The 15423-nt window shown below is 41.0% G+C and carries 14 protein-coding genes; 10 read left to right on the forward strand and 4 right to left on the reverse strand.

Annotated features, from left to right (window positions below; genetic code table 11):
- Positions 1 to 2 precede the first annotated feature (2 nt).
- The gene (locus E1176_RS15995) at positions 3 to 1103 is read left to right on the forward strand and encodes a PQQ-dependent sugar dehydrogenase (protein ID WP_155211867.1); all 1101 of its coding nucleotides are present in this window, start codon (positions 3 to 5) and stop codon (positions 1101 to 1103) included.
- Here the strand turns inward: E1176_RS15995 and E1176_RS16000 are convergent.
- Positions 1100 to 1984, reverse strand: coding sequence for a tetratricopeptide repeat protein (locus E1176_RS16000; protein ID WP_155211869.1), 885 nt, complete (start codon positions 1982 to 1984; stop codon positions 1100 to 1102). The two genes, E1176_RS15995 and E1176_RS16000, sit on opposite strands and share 4 nt — an antisense overlap.
- Positions 1985 to 2055: 71 nt before the next feature.
- Positions 2056 to 2595, reverse strand: a complete 540-nt coding sequence (locus tag E1176_RS16005) for a DUF2911 domain-containing protein (protein WP_246206094.1) — start codon at positions 2593 to 2595, stop codon at positions 2056 to 2058.
- A 75-nt stretch (positions 2596 to 2670) separates the two neighbouring features.
- Between E1176_RS16005 and E1176_RS16010 the strand changes: the two genes are divergently transcribed.
- The 9 genes from E1176_RS16010 (at position 2671) to E1176_RS16045 (ending at position 13890) form a co-directional block, all read left to right on the forward strand.
- Positions 2671 to 3153, forward strand: a complete 483-nt coding sequence (locus E1176_RS16010; protein ID WP_155211871.1) for a deoxycytidylate deaminase — start codon at positions 2671 to 2673, stop codon at positions 3151 to 3153.
- A complete protein-coding gene (locus E1176_RS20775) occupies positions 3154 to 3420 on the forward strand; it encodes a hypothetical protein (protein ID WP_185152842.1) in 267 nt (88 codons plus the stop codon).
- Between the two features lie 99 nt (positions 3421 to 3519).
- Positions 3520 to 5511, forward strand: a complete 1992-nt coding sequence (ispG, locus tag E1176_RS16015; protein ID WP_185152843.1) for a (E)-4-hydroxy-3-methylbut-2-enyl-diphosphate synthase — start codon at positions 3520 to 3522, stop codon at positions 5509 to 5511.
- Positions 5512 to 5558: 47 nt separating this feature from the next.
- Positions 5559 to 5762: a DUF6728 family protein gene (locus tag E1176_RS21120; RefSeq protein ID WP_155211873.1), complete on the forward strand. Its 204-nt coding sequence runs from the start codon at positions 5559 to 5561 to the stop codon at positions 5760 to 5762.
- A gap of 78 nt (positions 5763 to 5840) precedes the next feature.
- The gene (locus E1176_RS16025; RefSeq protein WP_155211874.1) at positions 5841 to 6200 is read left to right on the forward strand and encodes an MmcQ/YjbR family DNA-binding protein; all 360 of its coding nucleotides are present in this window, start codon (positions 5841 to 5843) and stop codon (positions 6198 to 6200) included.
- On the forward strand, positions 6193 to 6690 hold the full coding sequence (locus tag E1176_RS16030) for a peptide-methionine (S)-S-oxide reductase (RefSeq protein WP_155211876.1): 498 nt from the start codon (positions 6193 to 6195) through the stop codon (positions 6688 to 6690). The genes E1176_RS16025 and E1176_RS16030 overlap by 8 nt, the downstream gene beginning before the upstream one ends.
- Before the next feature lie 64 nt (positions 6691 to 6754).
- Positions 6755 to 7777, forward strand: a complete 1023-nt coding sequence (locus tag E1176_RS16035) for an AI-2E family transporter (RefSeq protein WP_155211878.1) — start codon at positions 6755 to 6757, stop codon at positions 7775 to 7777.
- Between the two features lie 113 nt (positions 7778 to 7890).
- Positions 7891 to 13476: an alpha-2-macroglobulin family protein gene (locus E1176_RS16040; RefSeq protein WP_155211880.1), complete on the forward strand. Its 5586-nt coding sequence runs from the start codon at positions 7891 to 7893 to the stop codon at positions 13474 to 13476.
- Positions 13477 to 13704: 228 nt separating this feature from the next.
- A complete protein-coding gene (locus tag E1176_RS16045) occupies positions 13705 to 13890 on the forward strand; it encodes a hypothetical protein (protein ID WP_155211882.1) in 186 nt (61 codons plus the stop codon).
- A 304-nt stretch (positions 13891 to 14194) separates the two neighbouring features.
- Here the strand turns inward: E1176_RS16045 and E1176_RS16050 are convergent, their stop codons facing one another.
- The gene (locus E1176_RS16050; protein ID WP_155211884.1) at positions 14195 to 14842 is read right to left on the reverse strand and encodes a hypothetical protein; all 648 of its coding nucleotides are present in this window, start codon (positions 14840 to 14842) and stop codon (positions 14195 to 14197) included.
- A 283-nt stretch (positions 14843 to 15125) separates the two neighbouring features.
- Positions 15126 to 15423: hypothetical protein (locus tag E1176_RS20780; protein WP_185152844.1), on the reverse strand; the 298-nt coding region annotated here is incomplete at its 5' end.

Genomic DNA, 15423 nt, shown 5'->3' on the forward strand with positions numbered 1-15423 from the left:
CAATGGCATGCGGTTCTTCAGAAGAAGATAAAGCAACTACAGATAATGCAAATAATAACGATGATGAACCTAAAAAAGACGGGATTAATCTGCCCCCAGGTTTTAAAATTGATGTTTTTGCTGAAGTGGAGAATGCAAGATCTTTGGCTATAAGTCCTTCTGGAGTCGTGTATGTGGGCAATCGCGCAGAGGATAAAGTGTATGCACTCAGAGATACTGATGGCGACTGGAAAGCTGACGAAAAATATGTAATTGCCTCAGGCTTGAGAATGCCAAATGGTGTGGCGTTTAAAGATGGTGATTTGTATGTGGCTGAGGTGAGTAAGATATGGAAGTTTAGCAATATTGAAGCTGACCTGGAAAATCCTCCTAGTCCTGAATTGATTTATGATGAATATCCGACAGATGCCCACCATGGGTGGAAATATATAGCCTTTGGGCCAGATGGTAAGCTCTATGTGCCTGTTGGGGCTCCGTGCAATATTTGTGAGAGCGATGAGATATATGCATCTATTACAAGAATAGATCCCGATGGAAGTAATTTAGAAATTGTGGCTCATGGGGTAAGAAATACTGTAGGCTTTGACTGGAACCCAGAGTCGGGTGATTTATGGTTTACTGACAATGGTCGTGATATGATGGGCGATAACATTCCGCCTTGTGAGTTGAACCGGGTGACAGAAGTCGGCCAGCACTTCGGCTATCCGTATTGTCACGGAGGCGATATCGCTGACCCTCAATTTGGCTCTAAGAGACATTGCAATGACTTTGTAAAACCTCAATATAATTTCAAAGCGCATACGGCACCTTTGGGTATGACATTCTATACTGGTGATATGTTTCCAGCAGAATACAAAGGGGATGTATTTGTCGCCCAGCATGGTAGCTGGAATCGCTCATCTAAGATTGGTTATAGAATAATGCGAGTGCAAATTGAAAATAACAGGGCCACTGCCGGAGAGGTGTTTGCTGATGGTTGGTTAGACGATGCTACCCAAGACCAAACAGGTAGACCTGTAGATGTGCTACAATTACCTGACGGGTCATTATTAGTGTCTGACGACTATGGCAATAAGGTGTATAGAATCTCCTACGAAGGCTAGTTTTCTTTTTTCTTATATAATCCATCAAATGCAGGTGACCAGGTTTTGCCTTCATCAGTACTGCTTTCAAAAAATTGTCTTACAGTGCCATCATCGTTGAGTGTAAAAGTCAGCCTGGACAGAGATATCCGCCCTTGTTGATTCATAAATTTACTTTCAAATTGTAGCATGCCATCTGCTCGGTCAGTTTCAAGGTAATTGAATACATCACCACCACTACCTACCCAGTGCTGATGCCATTTTTTATCGATGGGGTCGTAGTAATTGATGCTTTGCCCCGTGTAATTCCTTGTGCCTGTGGTGTAATTTTCGTGTATCGCACAGCCTCCGTTTGCTCGGGTTATACTGTTGTCACCGACCTTTTGGCCGTTAACCAGCACGTCCCATTCTCCCAGCCAGAAATCAAAATGCCTGTATTTTTCACTATTCAGACAAGGATATGCATTGGTTTCTAAAACAGATAATGCCTTTTGATAATCACTTAAATCACGCAATGGGTCATATGTAGGGTCGTTTTTTAAAGTCATGTAAAAGCTGGCTCCTTGATTTGCCCCTGAGACAATTGTTGCCAGAGCTTCTTCATTTTGATCTTGAGCGAGATAGACCTGTGCTTTGCCGAGTGTTGTGGCATTGACAGAGTAATTGCTCGATTCGGCTTGTTGAAAATATTCTAATGCTTGCTCATACTGATTGAGGTTCAGGTAAGCCTGAGCCGTCTTAAACAAAGCCGCTGAGTCTGCTGAATTTTTCTTTAAATGTTTTGTGTATGCTTTTATGGCTTCTTGCCATTCCTGATTATTAAAGTGCTTGTCACCAGCGGTGGATTGAGCCATCAGGTGGAAGCCACCGAAAAGCAGGAGAATAGTAATAATATTTCTCATAAGCGCAGGGTTTAGGTAGAAGTAAGGTAGTGCAGTTCTTTCAGTCTTCCATCCCTTAATTTGGGGGATTTCTAATCCAAAAAATCGATTGGTATTTTTACTTTGGTTCGGTCCCAAAGGAAAATAAGATCGGCTTTGCTGTTATGAGGCTCAAATTGAATGGTAAAAGGCTCCCATATGACATCAGTAACTTTTTCAACAGGGGCTTCTATACGCAACACATCACTGGCTTCCAGGTAATTATAAGCACCCCATTGGCCCAATTCACTATTAAAAATTACTGTCCATTTATCTCTTTGAGGAATGGAAAAGATACTGTAGGTACCTGCATTCAATGTATCGCCCGCCACCAGCACAGTATCTGTAAGTGTAATTTCGGTTGCCTCATTGGCTCCCGTTCTCCATACTTTGCCGTATGGCACCAGGTTGCCAAAGATCTCACGGCCATTTTTCTGAGGTCTACTGTAAGTGATTTTTAAGTAAGTATTCTTATGTTTCATTTTTGTGATATCGGTAGGGCTTGGTCGCGGATTGAGCGACTCCTGACTGAGGCAAGAGATATAACTTAAAAGTAATCCGGTGATAAGCATTAAGGCCCTTTTCGATTTCATAGATTTGCAGTAGGTTATTTTTTAAAATGGCTAAATATACGCAACTTTCGCTCAATTACATTTTATAAAAGCACGATGAATAAACCGGCATTTGATGATATTTTTATGGAGTTGGCAGTGAATCTGGCTAAGCGCTCACACTGTATCAAGCGTCATGTAGGGGCGGTGCTTACCAAAGACACCAGGATTATCTCCATTGGCTACAATGGGCCACCCTCTGGCACGCACAACTGCGATCAGGAATGGCCGGAAGAAGGTTGCAAGCGTGATTCAAAAGGTGGTTGTTCGCTGGCTATACATGCAGAGCAAAATGCTTTACTCTATGCCGTAAAAAATAAGACAGAAGTGCGAGGGGCCACTATGTTTGTAACATTAGCGCCATGTCTGGCATGCGCCCGTATCATGTTTACCATGGGTGTAGAAAAAGTCGTTTACCTCAATTCTTACGCAGAATACAAGGGTATTGAAAGCGATGAAGGTGTTGACTTCCTGGAAAAATTTGGAGTAGTAGTTGAGCGATACAAAGGCAACCTCGACAATGTAACCCACATGATGTAAATGACGCTCGATGTGGTTTTGCCAACGCTACTTGTCGTTTTAGTCTTTCGATTAATTATCAATTTTATCATTTATAGAAAAGAATATCAGGTAGCAGATAATACGCATCGAAGAAATAAGCCGGTATTACTGTTTCTATTAAGCTTATTGACAATCCTTTGGCTCAATTACGCGAATCCGAAAAGCAAATGGCTCGTAATCGTAAGTAATTTGCTGTCGATAGTATTTCTATCTATTTTGGCCATTTATTTAATAACTACTGGTTAGGTGTATTGATCGTTCTTTTGCGCTATAAATAGTCGCAGATTAAGAAACATTTTCTAACACCTAACAGTTACCTTTACAGCAAAGTAAATAACAGCTAGCGTGAATTCAGAATTAATAGCTTCTACAAAGAAATACTGCAACAGTCTTACCCAATATTCCAGAAGAAAAACCAGAGAAGTCTACATTGGCGATGTGCCTCTAGGTGGCGATAACCCCATCAGAGTACAATCAATGACTACCGTAGACACGATGGATACGATGGGCTCCGTTGAGCAAACGATACGTATGGTTGAGGCCGGTTGCGAATATGTGAGGATAACCGCGCCTAGCTTAAAAGAGGCTCAAAACCTTGCTGAGATAAAGAAAGAGCTCAGAAAACGAGGTTATAATGTGCCATTGGTTGCTGATATTCACTTCACACCTAATGCGGCAGAGTTAGCGGCAAAAATCGTTGAAAAAGTACGGGTAAATCCCGGCAACTATGCCGATAAAAAGAAATTTGAGCAAATAGAGTATACTGACGATACTTATCAGGCTGAGCTTGATAGAATCAGAGAAAAATTCACACCACTGGTTGAAATCTGTAAAGAGCATGGTACCGCTATGCGTATTGGTACCAACCACGGCTCCTTATCAGATAGAATCATGAGCCGCTATGGTGATACACCACTGGGTATGGTGGAGTCGGCTTTAGAATTTTTAAGAATCTGCGAAGATCTTGAGTACTACGATATTGTATTATCGATGAAGGCCAGTAACACACAAGTGATGGTGCAGGCATACAGGCTACTTGTCAACAAACTGGAAGAAGAAGGTTTGCAACCCTATCCTTTGCATTTGGGAGTGACAGAAGCCGGAGAGGGTGAAGATGGCAGGATTAAGAGTGCGGTTGGTATTGGCACTTTGCTTGAAGATGGCCTTGGAGATACAGTACGCGTGTCGCTCACTGAAGAACCTGAATTCGAAGCTCCTGTAGCCCAGACCATGGTTGATCGCTATATCGACAGAGCAGATCATCAGTCAATAGCCCCAATCGAGAACAATCCGCTTGACCCGTTTAAATATGAGCGCAGAGACTCGCGTGAAGTAGCAAATATCGGTGGACAAAACGTGCCTCGTGTGATAACCGATCTAAGCGGAATTGCACTTGACAACTATAAAGACCTTAAAGCAATAGGGCATTTCTATTTGCCAGAGCCTGATAAGTGGAGAATGAATGACCTTGGGGCTGACTATATTTATAGCGGTGGCAAACCGGTTCCTTTTATGCTACCCAATGGCCTTAAAGAAATTATTGATTATGACGTTTGGTTAAATCATGCTGATCAGGTCAACAAGATTCCATTGTTGAATGCAGATCAATATCAAGGGAAGAGCAGCAAACATGCTGCAGTCAATTTTATAGCAGTTGATGTAGCCGATCTTAATGATGCTTTTCTGGATACTTTAAAACAAGATAAGACAGCTGTTCTTTTGCTAGAGACAAATAATAAACACGGTTTAGCCGAGCAAAGGCGGGCTTTCATGAAGCTCATCAATGCAAATGTGACACAACCGGTAATCATAAAAAGAGATTACTCAGACCTCACGGAAGATCAGTTGCAGATCTATGCTGCCACAGACATCGGTGGACTTCTTATCGATGGTCTGGGTGATGGTGTATTGCTAGCCCATCATTGGGATGAAAAACTAAATAAAGAAGAACAATTAGCGTTGGTTCAAAACTTCAACAATACCAGTTTCGGCATATTGCAAGCGGCCCGTACCCGTATGACGAAGACTGAGTATATTTCTTGTCCGTCTTGCGGTCGTACACTTTTTGATTTGCAAGAGACAACGGCAATGATCAGAAAACGTACCGATCACCTCAAGGGTGTTAAAATTGGTATCATGGGATGTATTGTAAACGGACCTGGAGAAATGGCTGATGCGGATTACGGCTATGTGGGATCTGGTAAAGGTAAAATTACGTTGTACAAAGGACAGGAAGTGATGAAAAGAGGAGTGCCGTCTGAGCATGCAGTAGATGAGCTGATCGAGATTATTAGAGAAGATGGTCAATGGGTAGAACCTGAGCTCAATCACGACTAAGTGAGGAATAATAACCAGTCATTTAAAATGACTAATTTGAATAACATATGGCAAATCGAGAAAAGAATGAGGACAGAAATTCGCTGAAAGATTATTTTCAGTTAGGAGAAGTGTGGGGTTATTTTTTCAGAAAGAAAGACCCAAATAGGCCATCTAATTTTAGCATTAGATCAATGCACTTTGTCAACAAATTGTCTATTACGATCTTCTTGTTGGGCATGATCTACTTCATAGGCAAGCACTTATTTTAAAGTCATTGTCTAGCCGTTCCGGGTTGGGAACGTGCATTAGCGGTTAACCGGAATCATAAAAGCTTTGTATATTTAATTATGGATATAGAAAGCTACCGAGAATACTGCATGGCCAAACCCGGTACCACCGAGGATTTCCCTTTCGATGAAAATGTGTTAGTCTTCAAAGTGATGGGAAAGATGTATGCCCTTACAGATGTAGATTTATTTACGAGTATCAACCTGAAGTGCGATCCTGAGTATGCTGTGGAGCTGAGGGACCGATATGCTGGAATTAATGCAGGTTATCATATGAATAAAAAGCATTGGAATACAGTGGAGTGTGATGGTTCTGTGCCTGACAATCTCATGTTAGAGCTTATCGATCACAGCTATGATTTGGTGGTAAACGGACTGCCTAAGAAGCTCAAAGAGGAATTAAAATCGCTCGATGGCTAACTTAAAGAAAATAGGCTTTGGAGGAGGCTGCCACTGGTGCACAGAGGCAGTCTTTTCTTTTTTAAAAGGAGTGACAAAAGTGGAACAAGGCTGGATCGCCTCAGAAGCACCTGCTGATTCTTTTTCAGAAGCTGTGATTGTACATTTTAATCCAAAGATCATAACGGTCAATGACCTGGTAGCCATTCATTTACATACACACGACTGCACCAGCGATCACTCCATGCGAGCCAAATACCGCTCAGCCGTTTATTATTTTGATAAAGAGCATAAAACTGTGCTCTCGGAAATTTTAACTGATCTTCAAGCTGATTTTGAAAAGGCTATTATAACCCAAATACTTCCGTTTCACACTTTTAAAGCGTCCCCATCTGAGTATCAAGACTATTACCGGCAAAATCCCAAGAAGCCTTTTTGTCAAACCTACATCAATCCGAAACTAAACAAGCTTCGGGAGAAGTATGGCCAGTTGCTTGTTGAAAGGCATTAAACTATAGTTTGTTCAGAGTTTCAAAAAATGCTACTTTCGACCTGGACTTTTTATAATTTTTTCAATGAAAAATATAGCCTACTTCTTTATTACTGCTATTTCAATAGTTATTGTTTTGGTATTTGGCAAGACATTACTCATTCCATTTGTTTTTGCCATTCTACTTTGGTTTGTAATAAGAGAAATCAGAGAGCTACTGGATAAAATTCCTTTCGTGAAAAAGAGGTTTGCCTTATGGGCAAAAAATCTACTTACTTCCATCATTATTTTATCAATCCTTGGGTTTGCGTCAGGTTTGATTACTGCTAATATTAATGCACTGGCTTACTCTTATCCAAAGTATGAGGCCAATGTTGGGTCTATGGTAGAGAAAGTTAATAAAGCTTTCAATATTGATGTGTTTGAGTACATCAATACTCATAGTGGTGATATTGATTTTGGCACTATCCTGAGGTCAATATTCAACTCTCTTTCTGAAATCTTTAGCAGCACTTTCATGATTTTAATCTATGTTGCCTTTATATTTCTGGAAGAGGCCTTTTTCCGACCTAAGCTAGCTAATATGTTTGCTGATAGTGAGCGTTTCGATCGAATAATGGAAATTATAAAAAGCATTGAAATTTCCGTAGCTAAGTACTTAGGGTTAAAAACGCTGGTGAGTTTTATAACCGGTGTTTTGAGTTACTTTGTACTTCTAATTATAGGCATCGACTCACCGGTATTCTGGGCTTTTCTCATATTCTTATTAAACTTTATCCCAACCATTGGTTCATTGATTGGCACCTTGTTTCCGGCTGTATTCTGCCTCTTACAGTTTGGGGAGATATCTTCTGCACTGCTGGTATTATTCATAGTAGGCGCTATTCAAATCGTTGTTGGCAATGTTTTGGAACCTAAGCTCATGGGTAGTTCTATGAACTTGAGTGCATTAGTCACAATATTAGCACTGTCTTTTTGGGGCGCGATATGGGGAATAACGGGTATGATTTTAAGTATACCTATCACGGTAATCATGGTGATCATTTTCTCTCAGTTTCCTTCGACCAAAGCGGTGGCCATTATGTTGTCAGAAAAGGGAGAGGTATAACTTTCATTACACAATCCCTAAAGTTGATTGAATAAAATACACGAAGTAAGTATGAGCGCATAAAAGAAGCTTGTATATTGTGGGCGATTTTACAGTAGCCAATTCAATTAATTATGTCAAGCCGTTTTTTACACAGAATTTTATTATCCTCTCTTTCTATACTACTACTTGCTTGTGGTGGTGATAAACCTTCTCAAGAGCCAATTGAGGTCGATCCGGCCTTTACGGGTTATGTTTCAGCATTCACTTCGGGAGTTATTTCTGTTGAGAGCACCATTCAGGTAAGGCTTCGAGAAGCTATTCCGGGCACAACGGCTGGTGAGAAAGCGGCTGATGACTTGTTTGATTTTAAACCAAGTATCGAAGGTGAAGCTCAATGGATATCCGACCGTATTGTAGAGTTTACGCCTGCTGAGACCTTACCCTCAGGCAAATTATTCGAAGTAGATTTTGCGCTGGGAGATATAATGGAAGTGCCTGATAAACTGGAAGTGCTCACTTTTCAGTTTCAAACCATGGAGCAGCATATTTCTGTAAATTTCGGTGGTCTCGAGGCCTATGACAAAAAGAACCTTGACTGGCAAAAACTCAAAGGCGAGTTAGTGACCTCAGATTTTGCCTTTGATGAAAAAGTGGAGGGCTCACTTAAGGCCACTCAAGGTGGTAAAAAGGTTTCTCTTAAATGGGAGCACTCTGCCAATGGCAGAAATCACAATTTTGTAATAGATAGTATTCAAAGGGGTAAAAGTGCCAGCCAGGTTGTGCTGCAATGGGATGGCGAGCCTATGGAGTCACCTTCAAAAGGTGAGGAAGTGATAGAAATACCCCCGCTAGGTGATTTTACCGTTATGAATATGCGCCTGACCCAGCAGCCTGAGCAATATATTACCTTGTATTTTTCAGACCCACTGGCAGAGCAACAGGAATTAAAAGGTCTGATATATCTGAAATCGGGCACTAATCTTAGGTTCGTAATTGATGACAACACGGTAACAGCCTACCCGGCCGAACGCATGACCGAGCAGACTGAGTTGCTCGTAACAAAAGGTGTGAGAAATACCATGGGTTATCAAATGAAGACAGCTTTCTCACAAACCGTGAAGTTTAGCAACATCAAACCAAATGTAGAATTGATCGGTGATGGTGTGATCTTACCTAGTACTGATGGCCTTATTTTTCCTTTTAAAGCAGTAAACCTCAATGGTGTAAATGTAAGAGTGCTTAAAATCTTTGAAGACAACATAGGCCAGTTCTTACAAGTCAACCACCTTGACGGGCGAAGAGAGCTGAAAAGAGTCGGTCGACTCATTTATAAAGAAGATGTCGCACTCAAATCACTGGGAGCAGTAGATTTCGGAGTCTGGAATTCCTTTGCATTAGACTTATCGAAAATTATACAAGTCGAGCCCGGTGCAATCTATCGTGTAACGCTAGATTTTGATAAGAAACATTCACTATTCCCTTGTAGCGATACTGAGGAGGAGGAAGATGGAGAAGTAGATTTCTTACTTGATGATCCTGAAATGTTAAGCTATGATGATACCGATGACTATTATTATGACGACTACTACTACAATTATAATGATGGCTATCGTTGGGACGAGCGTGACAACCCATGTCGACCATCATACTACATGCGAAACAGGCATGTAAAATCGAGAAATGTGCTTGCTTCTGACCTTGGTATAATCGTGAAAGGAGGTGATAGTAAAGAGTTATTAGTAGCTGTTACCGACCTCACAACAACTGCATCAAAACAGGGGGTAAATGTTGAGGTCCTCAACCTTCAAAACCAGGTGATTGCTTCTGGTGTGACAGAAAGCAATGGCATGGTAAGAATTCCTATTGACTCAAAGCCTTATTTATTAACAGCCAAAGATGGCAACCAGCGTGGTTATTTACGTCTAGATGATGGTTCAGCCTTGTCGCTAAGTATGTTTGATATCGGTGGTAGTGAAGTGAAAAAAGGCCTCAAAGGCTTTATCTATGGAGAAAGAGGCGTTTGGCGTCCGGGTGACTCATTATATGTTTCCTTTATGATGGAAGACAAGCTCAACCTCATTCCCGATGACCACCCAATTGTTTTTGAGCTATTTACGCCTGAAAATCAGCTGTTTTCTCGCAATGTGAAAACCAAATCAGTGAAAGGATTATATGACTTCAGAACAGCCACAAAGCCGGAGTCACCAACAGGCAACTGGTTAGCCAAAGTTAAAGTCGGAGGAGTATCATTTACCAAAACCCTTAAAATTGAAACGGTGAAGCCTAATAGGCTTAAAATCAATATAGATTTTGAAGAGGAAGTCTTGAAATCTGGTCAGGCCACACCAGGAGAGATTGAGGTAAAATGGCTTCATGGCGCTATCGCTAAAAGTCTAAAAACGGATATTGAAGTTACACTCACCGAGGGTAATGCCCCTTTTGATAAGTACAAAGACTATCATTTTAACGACCCAATCAAAAGTTTTGAGTCAGAATCAAAGTTCATTTTCGATGGTAAATTAGACGAACAGGGCAAAGCGCAAATAAAGGCCTCTTTCAATGTTTCTGACAATGCTCCGGGAGTCCTTGATGCTAATTTTAAAGTACGTGCTTTCGAGCAGGGTGGTGATTTTAGCGTAGATCGTTTTAGCATGCCATACTCACCTTATACCTCTTATGTCGGGGTGAAAATTCCAAAAGGTAAAGGGTGGCGAGATGCGTTATATAGCAATGAGTCTAATTTAATCCCTATTGTCACAGTCGATGAAGAAGGTAAGCCTGTAAGTAGAGACAAACTAAAAATTGAGATTTTTAATGTCGGCTGGCGCTGGTGGTGGGAGAGAAGCGAGCAGGAAGACCTGGCCCAGTATATAAGAAGCCGATCTACCAATTTGCTCAAGACTGACTACGTAAGCACAGGTGCCGATGGCAAAGTCATGTATGACTTTAATTTGGACAAAAGGTCTTGGGGTAGAAAGCTTATAAGAATAACAGACCCTGTTTCCGGTCACAGCACTGGTAAATTATTCTATACTTCTTATAGAGGCTGGTGGCGATCAGGCCAGGAAGGACCCGGTGGTGCAGAAATGTTGACTTTTAAAACCAACAAAGAAAAATACAGCATTCGAGAACAGGTAGAAGTCACATTGCCAGCCAATGAAACAGGTCGTACTTTGGTGAGTATCGAGTCAGGATCGGAAGTTGTAGACGCCTTCTGGGTAGAGTCACAAGCTGAGCAGTCAACGTTTACTTTTGAGACCACTGAGGCTATGGCACCTAATGTGTTTGTACACATCAGCTATATTCAGCCACATAATGTTACAGCCAATGATTTGCCTATTCGTATGTATGGTGTGCAGTCGATCGCTGTCGAAAATCCAAAGACACACCTCAATCCACAAATCAATATGCCCGATGTATTAGCCCCTGAGGAGCGCTTTACAATAGAAGTAAGTGAAAAAGATGGCAAAGGGATGGCCTACACTGTAGCCGTGGTTGATGAAGGTTTACTGGATCTAACCCGTTTCAAAACTCCTGACCCGTGGAATTATTTCTTTTCGCGTGAAGCACTTGGCGTGAAAACCTGGGACATGTATCAATATGTAGTTGGTGCCATGGCAGGAGAGATGTCTGGTCTACTGGCTTTGGGTGGTGATGAAGAATTATTGGGCAAAGACGGTGGCAAGAAAGCTAATCGCTTTAAACCAGTGGTTAAATATGCGGGGCCATTCTACCTTAAACCTGGAGAAAAGGCTAAACATACTTTTCGCATGCCTAATTATGTAGGCTCTGTGCGCACAATGGTCGTTGCTGGTGGAGGTGAAGCCTACGGCAAGTCAGAAAAAGCCACACCGGTAAAGAAACCGTTGATGGTGCTTACCACTTTACCACGTGTGATCGGACCTGGTGAAACTGTAAAAGTGCCTGTTACTGTTTTTGCTATGGATAAGAAAATCAAGACCGTAAGAGCTGAGATTCAGTCAAACGATCTCTTTCACTGTAAAGGCAGCGATAGACAAACCCTGAGATTTACCGAAGAAGGTGACCAGGTGGTCTATTTTGAGTTGGAAGCGAAAGAATCTATTGGGATTGGCAAGGTCGAAGTAGTGGTTTCAGGCCATGGAGAGCGTGCAAGCCATGAAGTGGAAATGGATGTGAGGTTGGCAAACCCTCCGGTTAAGAGATATGTAGATGCAGTGATCGAGCCGGGTCAAAGCTGGTCAACTGATTATAGCCCAATCGGAGTAGAAGGCACTAACAGCGCCATTATGGAAGTGTCAAGCTTTCCACAACTCAATTTAGAAAGTCGTCTAGATTATCTTATCAGGTATCCACATGGTTGTGTTGAGCAGGTCACATCATCGGTATTTCCTCAACTGCATTTGGATAAGGTGCTAGATCTTTCTGATGAGAGAAAAAAAGAGATAGAGAATAACATCAGAGCTGCTATAGAAAGACTAAGAAACTTCCAGAATTCAGATGGTGGTCTTTCTTACTGGCCGGGACAGTACAGCAATTATAGCGGCTGGGGAACTAACTATGCAGGACACTTTATGATAGAAGCTGAGGCCTCTGGGTACTCTCTTCCGACTGGTTTTAAGAAAAGCTGGGTGCGATTCCAAACTACCAGGGCCAACGAATGGGACGATACACGTAATTCAGATTATCGCTATTGGCGCAGAAGCAGTCAGAATACCCAGGCTTATAGATTATATACGCTCGCGCTTGCCGGAAGTCCTGCTTTAGGTGCAATGAACAGAATGCGAGAAACACCAAATCTTACTTCTGCTGCACGATGGAGATTAGCAGCGGCTTATCAATTGGCCGGTCGTAGACAGGTAGCCAGTCAAATTATTTCAGGAGCTTCCATAGATGTTGATGAATATCGGGAACTGGGTTATTCTTATGGAAGCTCAATGCGAGACCGTGCTATGATTTTAGAGGCCTTGGTACTTTTGGATGATAAAATAACTGCTAAGAAAGTATTAGACGAACTCGTAGATCAAATAGGCTCTCGCAGGTGGTTTAGCACCCAGACGGTAGCTTATACACTATTGGGCGTAGCCAAATTTGTTGGCAGTCGTGATGACGCTTCACCTTTTGGTTATGAGTTTACGATCAATGGTAAAAAATCTCAAAAAGCTGATCCTGAGAAGCCTGTCATGCAACATAAACTCAACTTTAGTGCAGAAAAGGTCACACTGAAAAATACCAGCGGTCAGTCGATTTTTGTGAGATTGATCAACGAAGGTACACCAATGACCAGCGATCAGCTTGATGAGTCAAATGGTCTGGAGATGACTGTGAGGTATGAAGACATGTCTGGTAAAACAATTGATGTTTCCAGGCTCGAACAAGGCTCCGATTTTATCGCTGAGGTAACGGTGAAGCATCCGGGTGGGGTAAGATTTCACTATGAAGAGATGGCGTTGACGCAGATATTCCCTTCAGGTTGGGAAATTAGAAACCTAAGAATGGATTTGACTACGAGCATCAATGTTGGTGATACTCCTGAGTATCAGGATATCCGCGATGATCGCGTGTACACTTATTTTGATTTGTATGCTTCTAAGAGTAAAACATTTAGAGTGGTGTTAAATGCGGCCTACCTCGGTAGATTTTACCAGCCGGCAGTACATGCAGGAGCAATGTATGATGATGAAATCAGTGCCTACAAATCCGGCCAATGGGTTGAAGTGGTGCCGAGTGGATTTTAAATGTGAGATGTTAGATGTTAGAAACTAGAATTTAGACATTAGAGACAGCATAGCGCAAAGGGTGAAGAGTATGATGCTTAGAGCGGGGTGTAGAGGGGGAAAATTAACCATTTACCGTTGTTTACTTGGCCTTCAAGGATTAGTAAGTATTATGCCAATGAATTTGGACTATTGATGCCATGCCTTTGATTTTTAGAAGTTAGATTTTGGAGGTTAGAAATTAGACTTATGAGTGAAGTAGGGCACGGAGCAAAGGGCAAAGTGCGTAGAGCAAAGAGCTTAGAGCAGGGTGTAGAATTAGTTTGTAAGATTAATCATTACTGTGGCTTACTAAACCTTCAAGGATTAGTAAGCATGATAGACAATGAAATCAGATCTATTGATGCGTTACCTTTGAGGGATGGTATCAATTAATAGTTTCTTCTGACTGTTCCGGATAGGGGCTGACAATACACTATACTTACTATTCACATACACTCACAAATACAATTAATAACCATGTGATATTGAGCTGTTAGATCAAAAGGGTGAGTCTCTGGGGAAAAGCTCAGGTTTACTAAGCCTCCAGGGATTAGTAAATCTTCATTCATTAAGACTAAATAATCTTACCAAGCTTTTAAAGTTTAGTAAGACTGTTTCAAATGCTATGCGATATAAACCTTACTAATCCTAAGAGGCTTAGTAAGGTAGTGCCAATCATTTCTCAGTTTACTCTGGTCTACTCACAATCCACTGACGTAAGGCGACTTTGACCGTTTTCATCTTTGATTAATTGATAGCCATTATTGAGCATGTAGTTTAGGTCATTTCTACCATTAATATGCCAGAGAAAGTGACCATACAAGCAATTTGTAATTCTATCTTCATCAAGTTCTTTCTTTAAAAGAGTATCAATTTGATGCCAATACTTTGATTGAGAGTGAGCAAATATAATGTAAGGGTTAAATTCTGAATCCAGAGGTTTTGTATAGTAACGTTTGATACGATCAGTACCAGGAAATCCGTACATCTCTGTAATCTCAATCAATCGCTCGGTATGTTTCTTGTCAAAAGGTATAATATATTCATCCATAATCTGAGCACTTAGTGCTTCATTTTGAAAACTGTTGTTATCGATCCAAGCCGCCCGGTCCTGTGTCGACAAATTTTCAATACTATCAGTCAAAGATTTATCAAATGATCTGAAAATTAAATACTCACGCAAGCGCTGGTCGTATTCATACATAAAGACTAATTCTTCTGTAATAGTATTGATGTCTTCCTTTAGCCTTTCGTCTTTCTCATCCTGAGCATTGACCGTGCAGGAGCAAAGTATAAAAAATGCATTAACAACTAAGAAACTTGATAGAGAATTGTATTTGAACATGATAATGGAGGGTCACGATTAATTTCAATCTAAGATAAATAAAAGTGATTTAATTGGGTCTCTTTAGCGCACAGAGCAAAGCGACCTCTGACTTACTAAGCCTTTAGGGATTAGTAAGTCTGAAAGCTAATTGAAACCAGACGAATCGATGCGATCCCTGGTATGGAGGTGGCATCAATTAACAGTTATTCTGGCCACTGAATGGTCTGATGAATCAAATTAAGACCTACTTAGAGTCCCTTGCTGGTGATTCTGCGGGACGGAAAACTCACCAAGAACCTATTTATTTGATAGTACAGTTGATGTGATCTTCAATTTTCATAAACATTTTCTTTTTTACACCTTTAAAATGAAGCAGTTGCTGATCATTTTTATATAAAAAAGTTTGTGGTGTTATATCATTGTTTTTAGTCAATTGGTGTTTTAGAATTTCATTGGAATACACCCTATAAGTCTTAATCAAATCAGGATACTCTTTTTGTATGGCGTCTTTTTTGTCGTTTAATAAGACAATGATTTCTAATTGTTCACAGTTATCAAAAGCATGAAGATTTTCAATCAAATACGTACTATAAGAACAG

The organism is Fulvivirga aurantia (assembly GCF_009711475.1).
Taxonomy (GTDB): Bacteria; Bacteroidota; Bacteroidia; order Cytophagales; family Cyclobacteriaceae; genus Fulvivirga; species Fulvivirga aurantia.